The 14,414-nt window shown below is 51.6% G+C and carries 12 protein-coding genes; 5 read left to right on the top strand and 7 right to left on the bottom strand.

What is annotated here, in order from left to right:
• Positions 1–191: 191 nt before the first annotated feature.
• Positions 192–1,553: an aspartate aminotransferase family protein gene (locus PsWM33_RS23335; protein ID WP_063301804.1), complete on the bottom strand. Its 1,362-nt coding sequence runs from the start codon at positions 1,551–1,553 to the stop codon at positions 192–194.
• Between the two features lie 311 nt (positions 1,554–1,864).
• On the opposite strand from PsWM33_RS23335, the gene arfB reads away from it, so the two are divergent.
• On the top strand, positions 1,865–2,299 hold the full coding sequence (gene arfB / locus PsWM33_RS23330; RefSeq protein WP_063301803.1) for an alternative ribosome rescue aminoacyl-tRNA hydrolase ArfB: 435 nt from the start codon (positions 1,865–1,867) through the stop codon (positions 2,297–2,299).
• Between the two features lie 224 nt (positions 2,300–2,523).
• A complete protein-coding gene (locus PsWM33_RS23325) occupies positions 2,524–3,378 on the top strand; it encodes a class I SAM-dependent DNA methyltransferase (RefSeq protein WP_063301802.1) in 855 nt (284 codons plus the stop codon).
• Between the two features lie 101 nt (positions 3,379–3,479).
• On the opposite strand, the gene aroQ is transcribed toward PsWM33_RS23325, so the two are convergent.
• Positions 3,480–3,923 (bottom strand): type II 3-dehydroquinate dehydratase, encoded by a 444-nt coding sequence (aroQ, locus tag PsWM33_RS23320; RefSeq protein WP_063301801.1) that lies wholly within the window; start codon positions 3,921–3,923, stop codon positions 3,480–3,482.
• Between the two features lie 38 nt (positions 3,924–3,961).
• Positions 3,962–4,585: a TetR family transcriptional regulator C-terminal domain-containing protein gene (locus PsWM33_RS23315; protein ID WP_063301800.1), complete on the bottom strand. Its 624-nt coding sequence runs from the start codon at positions 4,583–4,585 to the stop codon at positions 3,962–3,964.
• 150 nt (positions 4,586–4,735) lie between these two features.
• Here PsWM33_RS23315 and PsWM33_RS23310 point away from each other — a divergent pair, with 150 nt between their 5' ends.
• The 3 genes from PsWM33_RS23310 (at position 4,736) to PsWM33_RS23300 (ending at position 8,587) form a co-directional block, all read left to right on the top strand.
• Positions 4,736–6,112, top strand: a complete 1,377-nt coding sequence (locus tag PsWM33_RS23310; RefSeq protein WP_063301827.1) for an MATE family efflux transporter — start codon at positions 4,736–4,738, stop codon at positions 6,110–6,112.
• Positions 6,113–6,410: 298 nt separating this feature from the next.
• Positions 6,411–7,751: an aspartate aminotransferase family protein gene (locus PsWM33_RS23305; protein WP_063301799.1), complete on the top strand. Its 1,341-nt coding sequence runs from the start codon at positions 6,411–6,413 to the stop codon at positions 7,749–7,751.
• Complete coding sequence (locus tag PsWM33_RS23300; RefSeq protein WP_063296968.1) at positions 7,751–8,587, top strand: 3-keto-5-aminohexanoate cleavage protein; 837 nt, start codon at positions 7,751–7,753, stop codon at positions 8,585–8,587. Before PsWM33_RS23305 ends, PsWM33_RS23300 begins: the two co-directional genes overlap by 1 nt.
• Positions 8,588–8,647: 60 nt before the next feature.
• Here PsWM33_RS23300 and PsWM33_RS23295 read toward each other — a convergent pair whose 3' ends face one another.
• The 4 genes from PsWM33_RS23295 to PsWM33_RS23280 all read right to left on the bottom strand — a co-directional run bounded on the left by PsWM33_RS23295 (position 8,648) and on the right by PsWM33_RS23280 (position 14,251).
• Positions 8,648–8,980 carry a hypothetical protein gene (locus tag PsWM33_RS23295; RefSeq protein WP_063296967.1) on the bottom strand — a complete coding sequence of 111 codons (333 nt, stop codon included), beginning with the start codon at positions 8,978–8,980 and terminating at the stop codon, positions 8,648–8,650.
• A gap of 128 nt (positions 8,981–9,108) precedes the next feature.
• Complete coding sequence (pflA, locus tag PsWM33_RS23290) at positions 9,109–9,843, bottom strand: pyruvate formate-lyase-activating protein (protein WP_057466240.1); 735 nt, start codon at positions 9,841–9,843, stop codon at positions 9,109–9,111.
• A gap of 308 nt (positions 9,844–10,151) precedes the next feature.
• Positions 10,152–12,443: a formate C-acetyltransferase gene (pflB, locus tag PsWM33_RS23285; protein ID WP_208994720.1), complete on the bottom strand. Its 2,292-nt coding sequence runs from the start codon at positions 12,441–12,443 to the stop codon at positions 10,152–10,154.
• A 680-nt stretch (positions 12,444–13,123) separates the two neighbouring features.
• Positions 13,124–14,251, bottom strand: coding sequence for an alanine racemase (locus tag PsWM33_RS23280; protein ID WP_063290859.1), 1,128 nt, complete (start codon positions 14,249–14,251; stop codon positions 13,124–13,126).
• Positions 14,252–14,414: the final 163 nt, after the last annotated feature.

Below are 14,414 nucleotides of genomic sequence, written 5' to 3'. Positions count from 1 at the left end.
TATCAGTCTCGTGGTTTTATGGCGAGGGGCTTTGTTGTGCATGCTGGGATATGTGGTGAATTGCTGCTCAGGAACTGGTTAAAGTTAATAAGGATTAACTTTAGGGTGTGTATGTAAGTTACTTATAACGTTGCGGTATGTAAAAAGAGGCGCCGGGGCGCCTCTTTGAAATTCCATGCTGAAACAGGAGCTTAATCCAGGTTCTTAAGGACGTCCCGTAGTGTGCCAACCAGTACGTCGATCTCGCTTTCTGAGATGACGAGTGGTGGGGACATTGCGATTGTGTCGCCTGTGGTGCGGATGAGAATGTTCTTCTCATAAGCTTTCAGGAAGGCGGTGAATGCGCGCTTGGTTGGCTCACCTGCAATCGGCTCCAGCTCGATCGCGCCAATCAGGCCGATGTTGCGAATATCGATTACATTCGGGCAGTCACGCAGGGAGTGAAGTGCGTCCTGCCAGTACTGTGCCATCTTGGCGCCGCGTGTAAGCAGCTCCTCTTCAGCGTAGACATCCAGCGTTGCCAGAGCAGCTGCACAGGCGAGTGGATGAGCTGAGTAGGTGTAGCCATGGAACAGCTCGATCAGATGCTCTGGGCCCGTCATGAATGCATCATAGACCTTAGAGCTGGCAAACACTGCCCCCATTGGCACAACGCCGCTGGTGAGGCCTTTAGCCGTGGTGACGAGGTCTGGGATGACATCGAAGTAATCGACACCGAACGGAGTGCCCAGACGACCAAAGCCGGTGATGACTTCGTCGAAGATCAACAGGATGCCATGCTCGTCACAGATGTCGCGCAGACGCTTCAGATAGCCCTCTGGTGGAAGGATCACGCCAGCGGAGCCCGCAACTGGTTCCACAATCACAGCTGCGATGGTGGATGGGTCGTGGAGCTGGATGAGGCGCATGAGGTCTTCAGCATACTCAATGCCGTTTTTCGGCACACCTTTACTGAATTCATTGCCTGCGATGCCGTGGGTGTGGCGCATATGGTCAACACCAGCCAGCATCGCGCCAAACTGCTTGCGGTTGGCCACCATGCCACCGACGGAGATGCCGCCGAAGTTGACGCCGTGATAGCCGCGCTCGCGCCCGATCAGGCGGGTTCGTGAGCCTTCTCCCTTAGCCTTGTGGTAGGCCAGTGCCATCTTGAGGGCAGTTTCAACACTCTCGGAGCCGGAGTTGGTGTAGAACACGTGGTTCAACGGGTCTGGCATGAGAGCTGCAAGACGGGCAGCGAGCTCAAAGGACTTGGGATGTGCCATCTGGAAGGCTGGTGCATAATCCAGCTCGGCGACCTGCTTCTGCACAGCTTCGACGATCTTTTGGCGTCCATGGCCAGCATTACAACACCACAAGCCTGCTGTACCGTCCAGAATCTGGCGGCCATCGGCGGCGGTGTAATGCATGTCCTTTGCCTTCACGAGAAGGCGTGGATCTTTCTTGAACTGCCGGTTTGCCGTAAATGGCATCCAGTAGGCATCAAGGTTGTTTGTGGTCAGGCCGGTGATCTCTTGGATCTCGTCCCGCGCCAATATATTAGCCTCTGTCATTTCCCCTCCAGTAACGCTTGAGACGAATATTGTTTGTTCGGCTGAGCGCCGTAATTATTTAACCCTCTGGTAGGATATGGATTTGAGACTAGGTAGAAGACCTGACTAAATCAAGCGATATCAAACATATACGTGCATTATACGTTCGCCTATACCTGCGGTGGAACGCGGTTTTGTTGCGTAAAACTTTGCAAATATGAAGGGCTGGTATTATAGCGTGCAGTGTTGCTTTAAGGGTTGTTTTTTGACCAAAGAGTAAAATTTCCTATTTCAATCAATGCTATGCATGCGTGGTGTTACGGGCGGGCCAGATGAGTGAGCGTAAAAAAATAAAGGTGAACGAGCGCTACTCAATTGAGGAACGCGACATCAAAGAAGACTTCATCAGGGCGTCCGGACCGGGCGGTCAAAACGTGAATAAAGTGTCTTCTGCCGTGCAATTGCGATTCAATCTGGATGGAAATGCGACTCTCCCTGATGACTTGAAGAGTCGTTTGCGCAAGATTGCGGGCTCACGTTTGACGCTGAAGGGAGAGGTCATTTTGACGGCTGATCGCTTCCGGACGCAAGAGCGCAACAGGGAAGATGCGTTGGAGCGATTGCTAGAACTTATTCGCAAGGCGGCTTATGTGCCCAAAACGCGCAAGGCAACGCGGCCAACACTCGCTTCTAAGCGCCGGCGGATGGAAGGTAAGAAACAGCGCGGCAACATCAAGAAGCTGCGTAGCTCCAAGAACTATGACTGATTTGGAGAGTTTACTCTTTCAGTAAAGCCAATCACTCATAGGCCTAGGAGTGTGACGCTGTGCCTGTCATTTCCCATAGGATTCAATCAAGATAACAGTGTCTCCAAACTGCCTGACAAAAATACAAAGCGATATTTATCAAGCACTGTAAGTCTTCATCATGCTTTTTGATTTAGAACTTTTAAGCAAAACAACTTGTTTGCTTTAGGTGGAGGCATGTCACGATGATGAATATTAATTTCAATTCAGACGATGAAGACAATCCAATACATGCTGCGCTCAAAAAGTTCTTGATCGACTGCCAAGTGCAGGATCTTAAAGAGGCAGGCAAGACCGAAGAAGCCGAGCTGCTTGCTTTAAAAAATGTAGAGCAGGATTTAAGTGCTATCGAGCAAGAGCAGTTGGCATCTGGATCAAATGATGAGAATTACACACCCGAAACAGTGCCCGAGCAGTGCGTGAGCAAGACTTTTGACAATTATGCAGACAATTTTGATCAGCACCTGACTAAACAGCTCAACTATGCGGTTCCTCAGATTATTCAGGAGATGGTTAGTAAGTTCACAGAAGGCAGGTTTGATCGCCTTTTGGATTTGGGGTGCGGTACTGGATTATGTGCTGAGGCAATCGGCGATCTTGCGCTGCATAAGACTGGAGTGGACCTCTCTGAAGGTATGCTTGATAAGGCTGATCAGAAAGATCTTTATGATGATCTTTACTTGCAGGACTTAACTGAGTTCCTGCAGAATGACTGGGAAGAATGCTGGGACTTAATCATCTCAGGCGATACATTTGTTTATCTTGGTGCGCTGGAGGACGCTGTTGCTGGCCTTGCGAAGAATGTAGAGCTTAATGGTAAGGTAATCTTCACAACTGAAACAGCCGCAGACGAGGTTTTTTCAGAAAAACCATATGTGATGAACAATCGCGGAAGATTTGCCCATTCAGCTGAGTATCTACGCAAGGTGCTGGCGGACAATGGCTTTACGTTGATTGAACTTGATGAAATCACGCCGCGCTATGAGGATGGAAACCCCGTTCTGGGGCTTGCGGTTGTTGCGCAGTATAACGGCAAGTGAACTCAGAGAGCGCTTGATCTGAGTTTGCCCGATAAAGCCGCTCAGCTACGCTGGCCTGCTGCAGGCGTTTAGTAAGCTCATACGCCAAGTGTCTACTCTGCCTAGTCTTCCTCTTCCAGAACGCGTAGGGCGGCGTCTATGGCCAATGTGTAGCCGTGAGCGCCCAGGCCGCAGATCATGCCTTTTGCGACCTTGGAGATATAGGAGGTGTGGCGGAACTCTTCTCGCTGATGGATGTTTGAGAGATGGAGTTCGATCACAGGACGTTCCACGCCGGCTATTGCATCCATGATAGCAATTGACGTGTGGGTGTAAGCGCCGGCATTGAGCACGATTGCGGTTCGCGTCTGACGGGTCTGGTGAATCCAGTCGATCAGCTCGCCTTCATGGTTGGACTGCTTGCATTCCAGGTCTACACCCAGCTGTTTTGCGTGGGCGCGGCACTGATCTTCAATCTCTGCAAGCGTGGTGGAGCCGTAAACTTCTGGCTGGCGCATTCCAAGCAAGTTCAGGTTCGGTCCGTTGAGGATGAGGATCTTCTTCATGAAAGCTCTCTGAAGTTGTGCGGTGATCAAGTCTCACCTTAATGGCTTGAAAGCAGCTGAGACGCAAGGTCTTTGCTGTCGAGGCCAAGTGTTGACTTCAGTTCGTCCTTAAGGATCTGGACGGCCATGTCTGGTGTCAGATCTGTGTCGGGCAGATTGGACACGTCATAAAGATTGAAGGCCAATGACATGAGTTTCCATGCAACAAGTTCAGCGGGCAAGGTGAGGGTGTACTCGCCAGACCGGACACCTTCCTTGAGGTTGTTGCAGATCCATTCATGGCTTTTGTTGGTTTCTTCAGCGTAGACACGCGCAAACTCCGGGTCTCTGTTGGCTTCATCTGCTGCGCTGATCCATATGCTGGTCTCCGCTTTTTCCTGAGGAGTTGCATTGAAGCTGATGAGACGGAGTAGGGCTTGTGTTGGAGGAAGGTCTTTGGAGACCGAGATGCAATTGTCGCCGTTTTTTTGAGACAGGTAGCGCAGGGCTTCGCACTTTAAATCTGTGAGTGATTTAAAGTGGTGGTGAAGAATGCCGGTTGCGGCACCAAGTTGCTTGGCGACTGCCCGGGTGGTGATGCCAGCAAACCCATTTTCCTTCACAACATCCAGTGTTGCCAGAATGATTGCTTTGCGGCGTTCTTCCTTCGCCAGATAGGCCATATAGCGTTCCAGATTAACTCTTTAAATTGGTCAATCTTGACATAGCACAAAATTGAGCGTATGTCCAAGTTGATCAATCGTTCAAATTCAAATTCTTCTCAATTTTGATCGGAAATGCGGGAGGGCGCTCCCGAAGGCAAAGGGGAAAGCATGTCAGTGGCAATGGCAAACGAGCAGATGACCAAGGGACATCCGGCGAAAGAGTTTTTCCGGTTTGCGGTTCCTGCTGTGCTTGGCATGATTTCCATTGCGTCTGCCAGTATTGTTGATGGCATCTTTGTCGGAAACTTTGTTGGCGCGACGGCTTTGGCTGCGATTAGCCTGATCACGCCTATGTTTGCACTCTACTTTGGCGTGGTGGTGATGCTGACCGTTGGTGCTGCCGTGATGGCTGGCAAGTTCATCGGTGAGAAGCGGGAAAGAGATGCCTCCAACATCTTTATGAAGGCGCTGATCAGCGTCTTGGCCTTTTCTGTGGTGTTTGCGGCATTGCTGCTTATCTTTACGCCAACAGCTGCACGGATGCTTGGTGCAAACACGGAGACTGCTGAGATGGTGGAGACGTATATCTTCACCGTTGCCTGGTTCTTTCCCGGTTTGAGCCTTGCGGTCGCACTGTCTCACTTTGTCCGCGTTGATGGGCGTCCCAACTTTTCCCTTGCCGGGATGGTGATGATCACAGTGGTCAACATTGTGCTGGATGCCTGGATGATCGGGTATCTGGGATGGGGTGTTTGGGGTGCTGCGCTGGCAACGGGGCTGGCCAGTCAGGCTGGCATGTTGTTTCTGCTTTTGCATTTTGCCAATAAAAGCGCAAAATTGCGGTTTTTGCGTCCTTTTGGGTCTTGGCGGGTGATGTACACGGCTGCCTATAATGGTCTGTCTGAGTTCATCAACGAAAGCTCTGGCGGTATCGTTGTGTTCCTGTTCAACTGGATCCTGATTACCGAAATCGGTGCCCAAGGTGTGGCTGCGTTCACTATCGTGAACTACTTGTTTTTCAGCGGCATCATGGTGTTTTATGGCGTGGGTGAGGGGCTCGGGCCTCTGGTGAGTGTCAATTTTGGGGCTCGGAAACCGCGCCGAATTTATCAGTTTTTGTCGCTTGGCCTTGGGACCAACTTCGTTGTTGGCTTGCTGCTGGCCTGTCTATTGATTTTTCAACCCATGTTGCTGGCAAGTGCCTTTGTTGGAGATGCAGATCAGGCGACGGTGAAGCTGACGATTGAGATCATTGGTGTGATCTGGCCTGTTTTCCTGTTCAACGGTGTCAACATCGCGTTCTCCGGCTATTTTACAGGTATGCATTGCGCGACCCAGTCGGCACTGATTGCGGTGTCCCGGTCTCTGGTTATGCCGCTTTTGCTGATTGTCGTCCTGTGGTTTGTGATTGGGCCGATGAGCGTGTTTTACGCCCTGCCTGTGGCTGAGGCGCTGACGCTGATCATGACGCTTTTGATGTTCTCGCAGAAAAAGCCACACTGGATACTTCGTCAGACGCGGCGCACCGCCTCTGGCGTTCTCTAGGCCACTCAAATTTTACTGAGTGAGTCTTTCGGTGACTAAGTAACTTACACGTTAGGTGCACGGGGTTTTGCTTACTCAAGCAAGACCCCGTCTAATTTTATTGCCGGAATTTGTAGTAAAATATCTCGAGTGTCTTTTGTGCGGGTACCTACGATCACAATCTGGAGATATTTCATAGTTTTTTATGGACAAGTACTTTGACGTAGGCAATGTGGTGCCTGTGCAAAATGTCACGCGTAGTTTTGCGTGTCTATGGACGGTCAATCGAACAACAGAGCTACAGCCCGGAGGCTGTAAAATGAGCCACATCTTTCCTAGAAATACCCGTGTAACACTACCAACAGCTGCAAAAGGCGACGGGTGCTACCTCATTGATTCCACTGGTAAGAGATACCTTGACGCCTGCGGAGGCGCCGCGGTTTCCTGCCTTGGTCACTCGAATGAACAAGTGATCGACGCGATTAAGGACCAGCTGGATAAGTTTTCGTTCGCTCACACTGGCTTTTTTGGCAGTGAGCCGGCGGAAGAGCTTGCCGATAAACTGGTGGCCCAAGCTCCTGAAGGCATTGACCGTGTCTATCTGGTTTCAGGTGGATCGGAGGCAATGGAGTCTGCTGTTAAATTGGTACGGCAGTACTTTGTTGAAAAGGGAGAAAACCAACGCTCGCATATGATTGCGCGTTGGCAGAGCTATCACGGAAATACGCTGGGAGCGCTTTCTGCTGGTGGCAACAAGTGGCGCCGTGAAATGTTCGGTCCACTGCTGATCGAAATGTCTCATATCGATCCTTGTTACGCCTATCGCTACAAAGAAGAGAGTGAAACGCTTGAAGAATACGGGCAGCGTTCCGCTAATCTTCTTGAAGAAGAGATTTTGCGTGTTGGACCGGAAAAGGTCGCTGCGTTCTTTGCTGAGCCGGTTGTTGGTGCAACCATGGGCGCGGTTCCGGCTGTTAAAGGCTATCTGAAACGTATCCGCGAGATCTGTGACAAGTACGGCATCCTGCTTGTGCTGGATGAAGTGATGTGTGGCATGGGCCGCACCGGTCATATCTTCGCGTGTAACGAAGATGAGGTTCGCCCGGACATCGTTGCTATCGCGAAAGGTATCGGCGCTGGTTATCAGCCGCTTGGGGCAATGCTGTGCTCTAAAGAGATCTACGACACCATCGCGACAGGTTCTGGTTTCTTCCAGCATGGTCATACCTACATGGGGCATTCTCTGGCTGCTGCTGCTGGTGCTGCTGTTATGGATCAGTTGATGGCTCCGGGCCGTATGGAGCATGTGCGGACCATGGGTGAGAAGCTTTCCGCTGCGCTGCATGACGAGTTTGGTCAGCATCCTCATGTTGGCGATATTCGCGGGCGTGGTCTGTTCCGTGCGCTGGAGCTGGTTAAGGATCGCGACACGAAAGAGCCTTTGGATCCATCTTTCAAGCTTCATGCGAAAGTGAAGCAGAATGCCATGAAGGCTGGTCTGATGTGTTATCCGATGGGTGGTACGGTTGACGGAAAAATCGGCGACCACATTCTGCTCGCGCCTCCGTTCATCATTGATGACAGTCATATCGGCGAGATCGTTGAGAAGCTAAGCCTTGCAATGAAAGAGAGTTTCACGCAGGTCGGAGTTTCTGTCTAATGACAAAACGGCTCATCATGAGTGCACCGAATGGCGCGCGTCGTGGCAAAGCGGATCATCCGCAGCTGCCGGTGACGATTGAAGATGTCGTTGCTTGCGCCGTGAACGTGGAAGCGGAGGGCGCGGATGCCCTCCATGCCCATGTGCGCGGTGCAGAAGGGCAACATGTTCTAGATGCTGGCCTTTACAAGGAGCTTATCCTTGAAGTGACGGCCAAGTGCCCTGAACTGGCTGTTCAGATCACCACCGAAGCTGTTGGTCGGTACAGCGCGCAGGAACAGTATGATGTTGTTGCCGCTGTGGAGCCTGAGGCTGTTTCTGTTGCCATGCGTGAAATGGCGCCAGAGGGCGGTGATATGGATCTGGCGCGCCGGTTCTATCATGAAGCGAAGGACGCGGGCCGTGCGGTTCAGCATATCCTGTATGCTCCGGAAGATGTGGCTCGTCTCGATCTGCTGATGGGTGAGGGCGTTGTTCCGGCCGGGTATGGCAGCCAGCTTTATGTGCTGGGGCGTTATGCTAAGGATCAGGAGAGCGATCCGCGTGATTTGCTTGGTTTCCTTAGCGCTCGCGATGCTGCAGCTCATATCGCTCAGGATAACCCGTTCATGCTTTGCGCCTTTGGGCGGGCTGAAACAGCATGTGGTGCGCTGGCCTTTGGTCATGGTGGACATGCGCGGATCGGCTTTGAGAACAGCTTGTGGCACGGTACTGGCAAGCTTGCCAAGGACAATGCAGAGCGTATTCAGGTGGTCTCTCATATCCGCAGTGAAATGGGATATGAAGGCGCCGTTTCCAAGGATGACGTGCTGAAAGTGCTCGGAAAACCTCAGTAAAGTGGGATTTCGAGGCTGAGAAGTCAAAAGGCTGCTATCTATGCGATAGCAGCCTTTTTTCTATTTGCAGTCTTTGCTGTATTCTTTGATCAGGTCTTCGCGGTGATCTGGGTCGGCTTCCAGAATGGCGGAGATCTTGCCGGAGCCGTAGCCGAGTGCGTAGATGGCTTCCTGCTTTTTCATGCCCTTGGCGTAGGCCATGGCTGTGATGACGCCTCTGGCGATGTCCTGCTTGTTGCTCTGGTTGCTCACACCGTAGAGGTAATAGCAGATGATGTGCTCTTCGTTTTTCTTGGCGAATTTTTCCGCTCTGCTTTGATTAAAGCCTGCATCTGCAACTGATGCACTTGCGGTGAGCATTGCCAGCCCACCGAGGATAACTCGTTTACTCATGAAAAAGCCCCCATGTTTTCGAGGGCTAGTCTGGGAAGGTATTGTGGCGACTTTTTCCTGAAATTCAGGAGAACCTATGTAATCGACAGGTATCTTTGGGGCGCCTGTGGCCTAAGCGTGGCAGATGTTCAGTGCACGTCCAATCCGTACTTACGGAAAGTTTCTTTTGCGGCTTCCGTTTCTTCAGCTGAAGGCTCGCGGGTGTCTTTGAGCTGATAGGATTTGCCCATGGACTGCCATTTGTGTTCGCCCATTTTGTGGAAGGGCAGAACGTCAACGCGCTTTACGTTGCCAAGCTCGGAGACGAACTTTGCGACGCCTTCAACATTTTCAGGGGCGTCTGTGAGGCCCGGTACCAGCACGAAGCGGATCCAGACGTCTTTTTCCATCTTTTCCAGACGCTTTGCAAACTCAAGGGTTGGGCCAACTTCAACGCCGGTGACCTTCTTGTAGGTTTCCGGTACCCAGGACTTGATGTCGAGCAGGTAGAGGTCTGCCATGTCGATGGTTTCGTCATCGAGGTTGGCGTGCAGGTAGCCGGATGTGTCTACGGTGGTGTGAACGCCCATCTGGTTACAGCCCCATAAAAGAGTTTTGAGGAACTCTTTTTGTGCCATAGGTTCACCGCCACTCACGGTCAGGCCGCCGCCACCAGTTTCAAAATAGGTGCGGTAGGTGGAGATGTCCTTCAAAAGCTCATAGGCGGAGGATTGTTTGCCAGCTTTCAGTTTCAGAGTGTCCGGGTTGTGGCAGTACAGGCAGCGCAGCGGACAGCCAGAGGTGAACACAATGTAGCGCAGGCCCGGACCGTCTACCGTTCCGCCTGTTTCTACTGAGTGAACATAGCCCATGGTGTCTTGCATGGCTGGCGTCCTTTATCATTGTTTGCGAGCGGCCTGTTTTTGATAGGGAGTGAGGATTTTTCCTCGGGCCGCTTCTGCTTTTTATAATGCTTTAAAAGTAAGGCCTTTGACCTTGTTTTTAAAGATGAAATTGTGCAACGCAGCCATCCATTTTCGGTGCATGTGCGCTCCTGTCGCACTCATTTTGAGCAATTGGAGGACGTTTCAGCGGATTTGTCGCAGCAAAGAAGGCGCGGGACTGAGTCCCGCGCCTTGTCTTGGAGATTGAGAGGTGGGCGTTATAAGCGCTGGCCGTTGGCCCAGTGCTGTTAGCGTTGACCGTGGAATGTACGGTTGATCACATCCATCTGCTGTTCACGGGTCAGCTTGATGAAGTTCACGGCGTAACCGGAGACACGAACGGTGAGCTGTGGGTACAGTTCAGGATGTTCCATCGCATCTTCCAAGGTCTTGCGGTCGAACACGTTCACGTTGATGTGGTGACCCATGTCATGCATGTAACCGTCGAGCAGGTGGGACAGGTTGTCGATCCGTTCAGCTTCGTCCTTGCCCAGTGCGCCCGGGATGATGGAGAAGGTGTAGGAGATGCCGTCCTGGCTGTCTTCGTAAGGAAGTTTGCAGAGAGACTTCATGGAAGCCACTGCGCCCTTCTGGTCACGGCCATGCATTGGGTTTGCGCCCGGTGCAAATGGTTCACCTGCTTTACGTCCATCCGGAGTAGAGCCAGTCTTCTTACCGTACACCACGTTGGATGTGATGGTCAGAACAGACTGTGTCGGTGTCGCATTGCGGTACATTGGCTGATTGCGGATCTTACCCATGAATTTCTTCATGATGTCTTCTGCAATCACATCAACGCTGTCATCGTTGTTACCGAAGCAAGGGAAATCACCCTCAATTTCGTAATCAACTGCGAGACCTTCGTCGTTACGGATGATGTTGACCTTCGCGTTTTTGATCGCGGAGATACTGTCAGCAACAACGGACAGGCCAGCAATACCACATGCCATGGTGCGTAGGATATCGCGGTCATGCAGCGCCATTTCAACGCGCTCGTAGTTGTACTTGTCGTGGCTGAAGTGGATGCAGTTCAGCGCCTGAACGTAGACCTTTGCAATCCAGTCGAGCATCTGGTCGTAAAGTGGTTCCAGCTCATCCCATTCCAGCACGTCGCCGGTGATTGGGTGCGCTTTTGGACCAACCTGTTTGCCAGTTTTTTCGTCGATGCCGCCGTTGATTGCGTAAAGCATTGCTTTTGCAAGGTTGGCACGTGCACCGAAGAACTGCATCTGCTTGCCAATGCGCATTGCAGATACACAGCAAGCGATACCGTAGTCATCACCCCAATAACGACGCATCAGGTCATCATTTTCATACTGAACAGAAGAGGTCTCAATGGAGATCTTTGAGCAGTAGTCTTTGAAGCCCTTAGGCATATGCTCGGACCACAGAACGGTCAGGTTTGGTTCTGGTGCAGGGCCGAGGTTCACAAGGGTCTGCAGAACACGGAAGGAGCTTTTGGTGACCAGTGTCCGGCCATCGATGCCCATGCCGCCGATGGATTCAGTTACCCATACTGGATCGCCAGAGAACAGCGCGTTGTAGTCTGGAGTACGCATGAAGCGAACCATACGGAGCTTCATGACGAAGTGATCCATCAGTTCCTGTGCTTCATCTTCCGTGATGACGCCTTTGTCCAGATCGCGCTGGATGTACACGTCGAGGAAGGTGGTTGTGCGGCCCAGAGACATGGCTGCACCGTTCTGCTCTTTGATCGCAGCAAGGTAGCCAAGGTAAAGCCACTGAATGGCTTCGCGAGCGTTTTCTGCAGGGCGGCTGATGTCGCAGCCATGTGCCGCGCCCATTTCCTTCAATTCAGCGAGGGAACGGTACTGTTCAGAGATTTCTTCACGAAGGCGCAGTGTTTCTTCATTCAGGACGTTGCCGTCCAGGGAAGCATGTTGTGCTTTCTTGTCTTCCATCAGCTTGTCGATGCCGTACAGCGCAACGCGGCGGTAATCGCCGATGATGCGGCCACGGCCATAAGCATCTGGAAGGCCGGTTACGATGCCAGCGGAACGAGCGCGGCGAATTTCCGGAGTGTAAAGATCGAACACACCGTCGTTGTGTGTTTTGCGGTGCTTAGAGAAGACCTCAGCGGTTTTTTCTGAGAGTTTGTAACCATTGCTCTCCAGAGCGGCTGCTGCCATTTTCAGGCCGCCGTAAGGCATCAAAGCGCGCTTCAATGGGGCATCGGTCTGCAAACCAACGATCTTTTCGAGATCTTTGTTGATGTAGCCTGGTGCGTGAGAAACGATAGAAGAAACAACTTCAGTGTCAGCGTCGAGAACGCCTTTCTTGTTTTCTTCTTTCATCAACTCAAGAACGTTGTCCCAGAGTTTGGTTGTTGCAGCGGTTGGGCCAGCAAGGAAGTCGTCAGCACCTTCATAAGGGGTGTAGTTGAGCTGAATGAAATTGCGCACGTCAATTTCTTTGTTCCAGTCACCCTTTTTGAAACCTGCGTAAGCCTTGGGTCCGTCGTCTTTCAGAAAAGGAAGAGTGTCGGCGGTAGCTTTATCGATGTTCTGGTGAACGCCCATTTTTAGGTCCTTCATCATTTGAGCAATTTAGCGTGGTGCTACAAGTAAATTCCAAAGGCTTGCAGAGAGTTACGCTTCCTTGCGTCCAGTGCTTGTTGACATTGACTGTACGCTTCAAGTGGGGCCGCATCTTGATTTATGTCAATTCCGAAATGGCTGGCAGACCTGCAAAACGTGCAAGGCAGAATTATACAAATGCATACATTTTGGATATTGGGCGGCCAATTGTGGGTAGTGATATAACTCGCTCAAGTTGTGTGCGTTGCGAAGAGGTCTGGAATGGTTCTAGTCCTATGAATTTACTCAGGAAATTACATGTTTAGAGGCGCGAATTTTGTGCGTTTGCGAAACAGTGCAACAGGGCGCCCGCATTTTCACTTAGTCGCGCTCTAAGTACATTATAGTAAGTATAATGTAGGTAGGTCAATTTTGCATAGCTGATATGCGATGTTTGAAATATTAGTGGTGAGCGTGGAAAATCGACTTTCGCAGTTCAAGGCAGTACCTGGAGGTGGCCAAAAAGACTCAATTTCACCACAAACCTTGATTGGTAAACGGTGATATCCACGGGAGATTCAGAGGGCCGTAATTGGAAAAAACTTTTGCCAATCAATTTCCTAGTGCGACAATCTGTAGGGCTCAATGAGATGTGACCGATATAATTGATGGAACGGGTTGACCTACCACCTGTTACAGCGCGGCCACCACTCTCCTTCATGGTCTCCATCGATCATATGGTACCCTTCATAGGCGGCGACAGTCATGCAAGAATGGTTGGGCAGAACACGGAGCTGTGATCCCAGAGGGTACAGCTCGAAGGGAAGAGGGCTTCCGTCTCTGGTGGTGATGTAGCCATGCTCCTGGCTGACACCTTGCACGTAGAGCAGCGGGTCGATGTGTCCGTCTGCATCGCTTAGCAGGCCGAAACCGCAGTCATTGCTTTGGCTTGCGCAGGAGCGGTCTTTGGAGAGTGCCAGTCCGCCAGCATCTACGACGATACGGTTGAGGTGTGGAGCATGGCTGATGATGCTGGTGAGTACAGTTGCGGCCACATCTTCCATCGCGCACATGCCAAGATTGGCCTGAAACACATCCTGAAACACGTAAACACCTGCGCGGACATCAGAAACTCCGTCAAATGATGTTCCGAAGAGGGCTGTTGGGGTGGAGCCGATGCTGACTTGCGGGCAGGGTAGGCCTGCTTCCAGAATAGCGTCTTTAACGGCAAGCGTTGCTGTGCGCTCCTGTTCCGCTGCGGCTTCCAGTTCCTGCTTGCCGTTTGCTGCATAACTCACACCGCCGCCGTGGGCCATAACGCCGGCGAACTCCACGTTAGATGCGTTTGCAAGTAATCTGGCGACATCTACCGCGCGCTGTTGATCTGCCTGCACGCCGGTGCGGTGACCGTCTACATCGACCTCCAGATAGACGCGGGGCTTCGGGCCATCCAGTGTCATGGTAGAAAGGTGTTTTGCCATCTCGGTACTGTCCAGACAGATGGACATTTGAGCGCCTGCGCGGTTGAGGTGCATGATGCGTTCCATCTTCTGCGGGATGATGGAGACGGCATAGAGGATATCTTTGAGGCCAAAGGAGGAAAAGTACTCTGCTTCCTTCAGCGTTGAGACGGTCCAGCGGTCTGCGCCGTGCTCTTGCAGTATCCGGGCGACATCGATGGATTTGGCTGTCTTGAGGTGTGGGCGCAGCGGAACGCCGATCTGTTTGAACCTGTCTGCCATGCCTTTGATGTTTCGGCGCATTGCGGTTTCATCAAGCAAAAGGCAAGGGGTTTGAAGGTCTTCAAGCATTCAGTGGCTCCGCAGTCCAGTGTGTTCCTCGTAAAAATGCCTAGCAGATCTGAATAGGAATAAACAGTAGGTGCTACCGGTTTTGTAAGGAGCCTCTCTTTTCTCACAATTTCAGCTTCTTAGGGTGTCAATGAGCGTTCAAAATTGATCCGGCATCATCATT

The organism is Pseudovibrio sp. WM33 (genome assembly GCF_001623165.1).
Lineage (GTDB): Bacteria > Pseudomonadota > Alphaproteobacteria > Rhizobiales > Stappiaceae > Pseudovibrio.
The sequence above is the reverse complement of the archived record's forward strand: the minus strand, read 5'-3'. Positions and strand labels throughout refer to the sequence as shown.

What these genes read in the sequence shown, in the direction of transcription:
- aroQ (WP_063301801.1), bottom strand. Translation starts at nt 3,923, where the DNA reads ATGAAGAAGATCCTCATCCTCAACGGACCGAACCTGAACTTGCTTGGA.
- PsWM33_RS23280 (WP_063290859.1), bottom strand. Translation starts at nt 14,251, where the DNA reads ATGCTTGAAGACCTTCAAACCCCTTGCCTTTTGCTTGATGAAACCGCA.
- PsWM33_RS23315 (WP_063301800.1), bottom strand. Translation starts at nt 4,585, where the DNA reads ATGGCCTATCTGGCGAAGGAAGAACGCCGCAAAGCAATCATTCTGGCA.
- PsWM33_RS23295 (WP_063296967.1), bottom strand. Translation starts at nt 8,980, where the DNA reads ATGAGTAAACGAGTTATCCTCGGTGGGCTGGCAATGCTCACCGCAAGT.
- arfB (WP_063301803.1), top strand. Translation starts at nt 1,865, where the DNA reads ATGAGTGAGCGTAAAAAAATAAAGGTGAACGAGCGCTACTCAATTGAG.
- PsWM33_RS23335 (WP_063301804.1), bottom strand. Translation starts at nt 1,553, where the DNA reads ATGACAGAGGCTAATATATTGGCGCGGGACGAGATCCAAGAGATCACC.
- pflA (WP_057466240.1), bottom strand. Translation starts at nt 9,843, where the DNA reads ATGCAAGACACCATGGGCTATGTTCACTCAGTAGAAACAGGCGGAACG.
- PsWM33_RS23300 (WP_063296968.1), top strand. Translation starts at nt 7,751, where the DNA reads ATGACAAAACGGCTCATCATGAGTGCACCGAATGGCGCGCGTCGTGGC.
- PsWM33_RS23325 (WP_063301802.1), top strand. Translation starts at nt 2,524, where the DNA reads ATGATGAATATTAATTTCAATTCAGACGATGAAGACAATCCAATACAT.
- PsWM33_RS23305 (WP_063301799.1), top strand. Translation starts at nt 6,411, where the DNA reads ATGAGCCACATCTTTCCTAGAAATACCCGTGTAACACTACCAACAGCT.
- pflB (WP_208994720.1), bottom strand. Translation starts at nt 12,443, where the DNA reads ATGGGCGTTCACCAGAACATCGATAAAGCTACCGCCGACACTCTTCCT.
- PsWM33_RS23310 (WP_063301827.1), top strand. Translation starts at nt 4,736, where the DNA reads ATGTCAGTGGCAATGGCAAACGAGCAGATGACCAAGGGACATCCGGCG.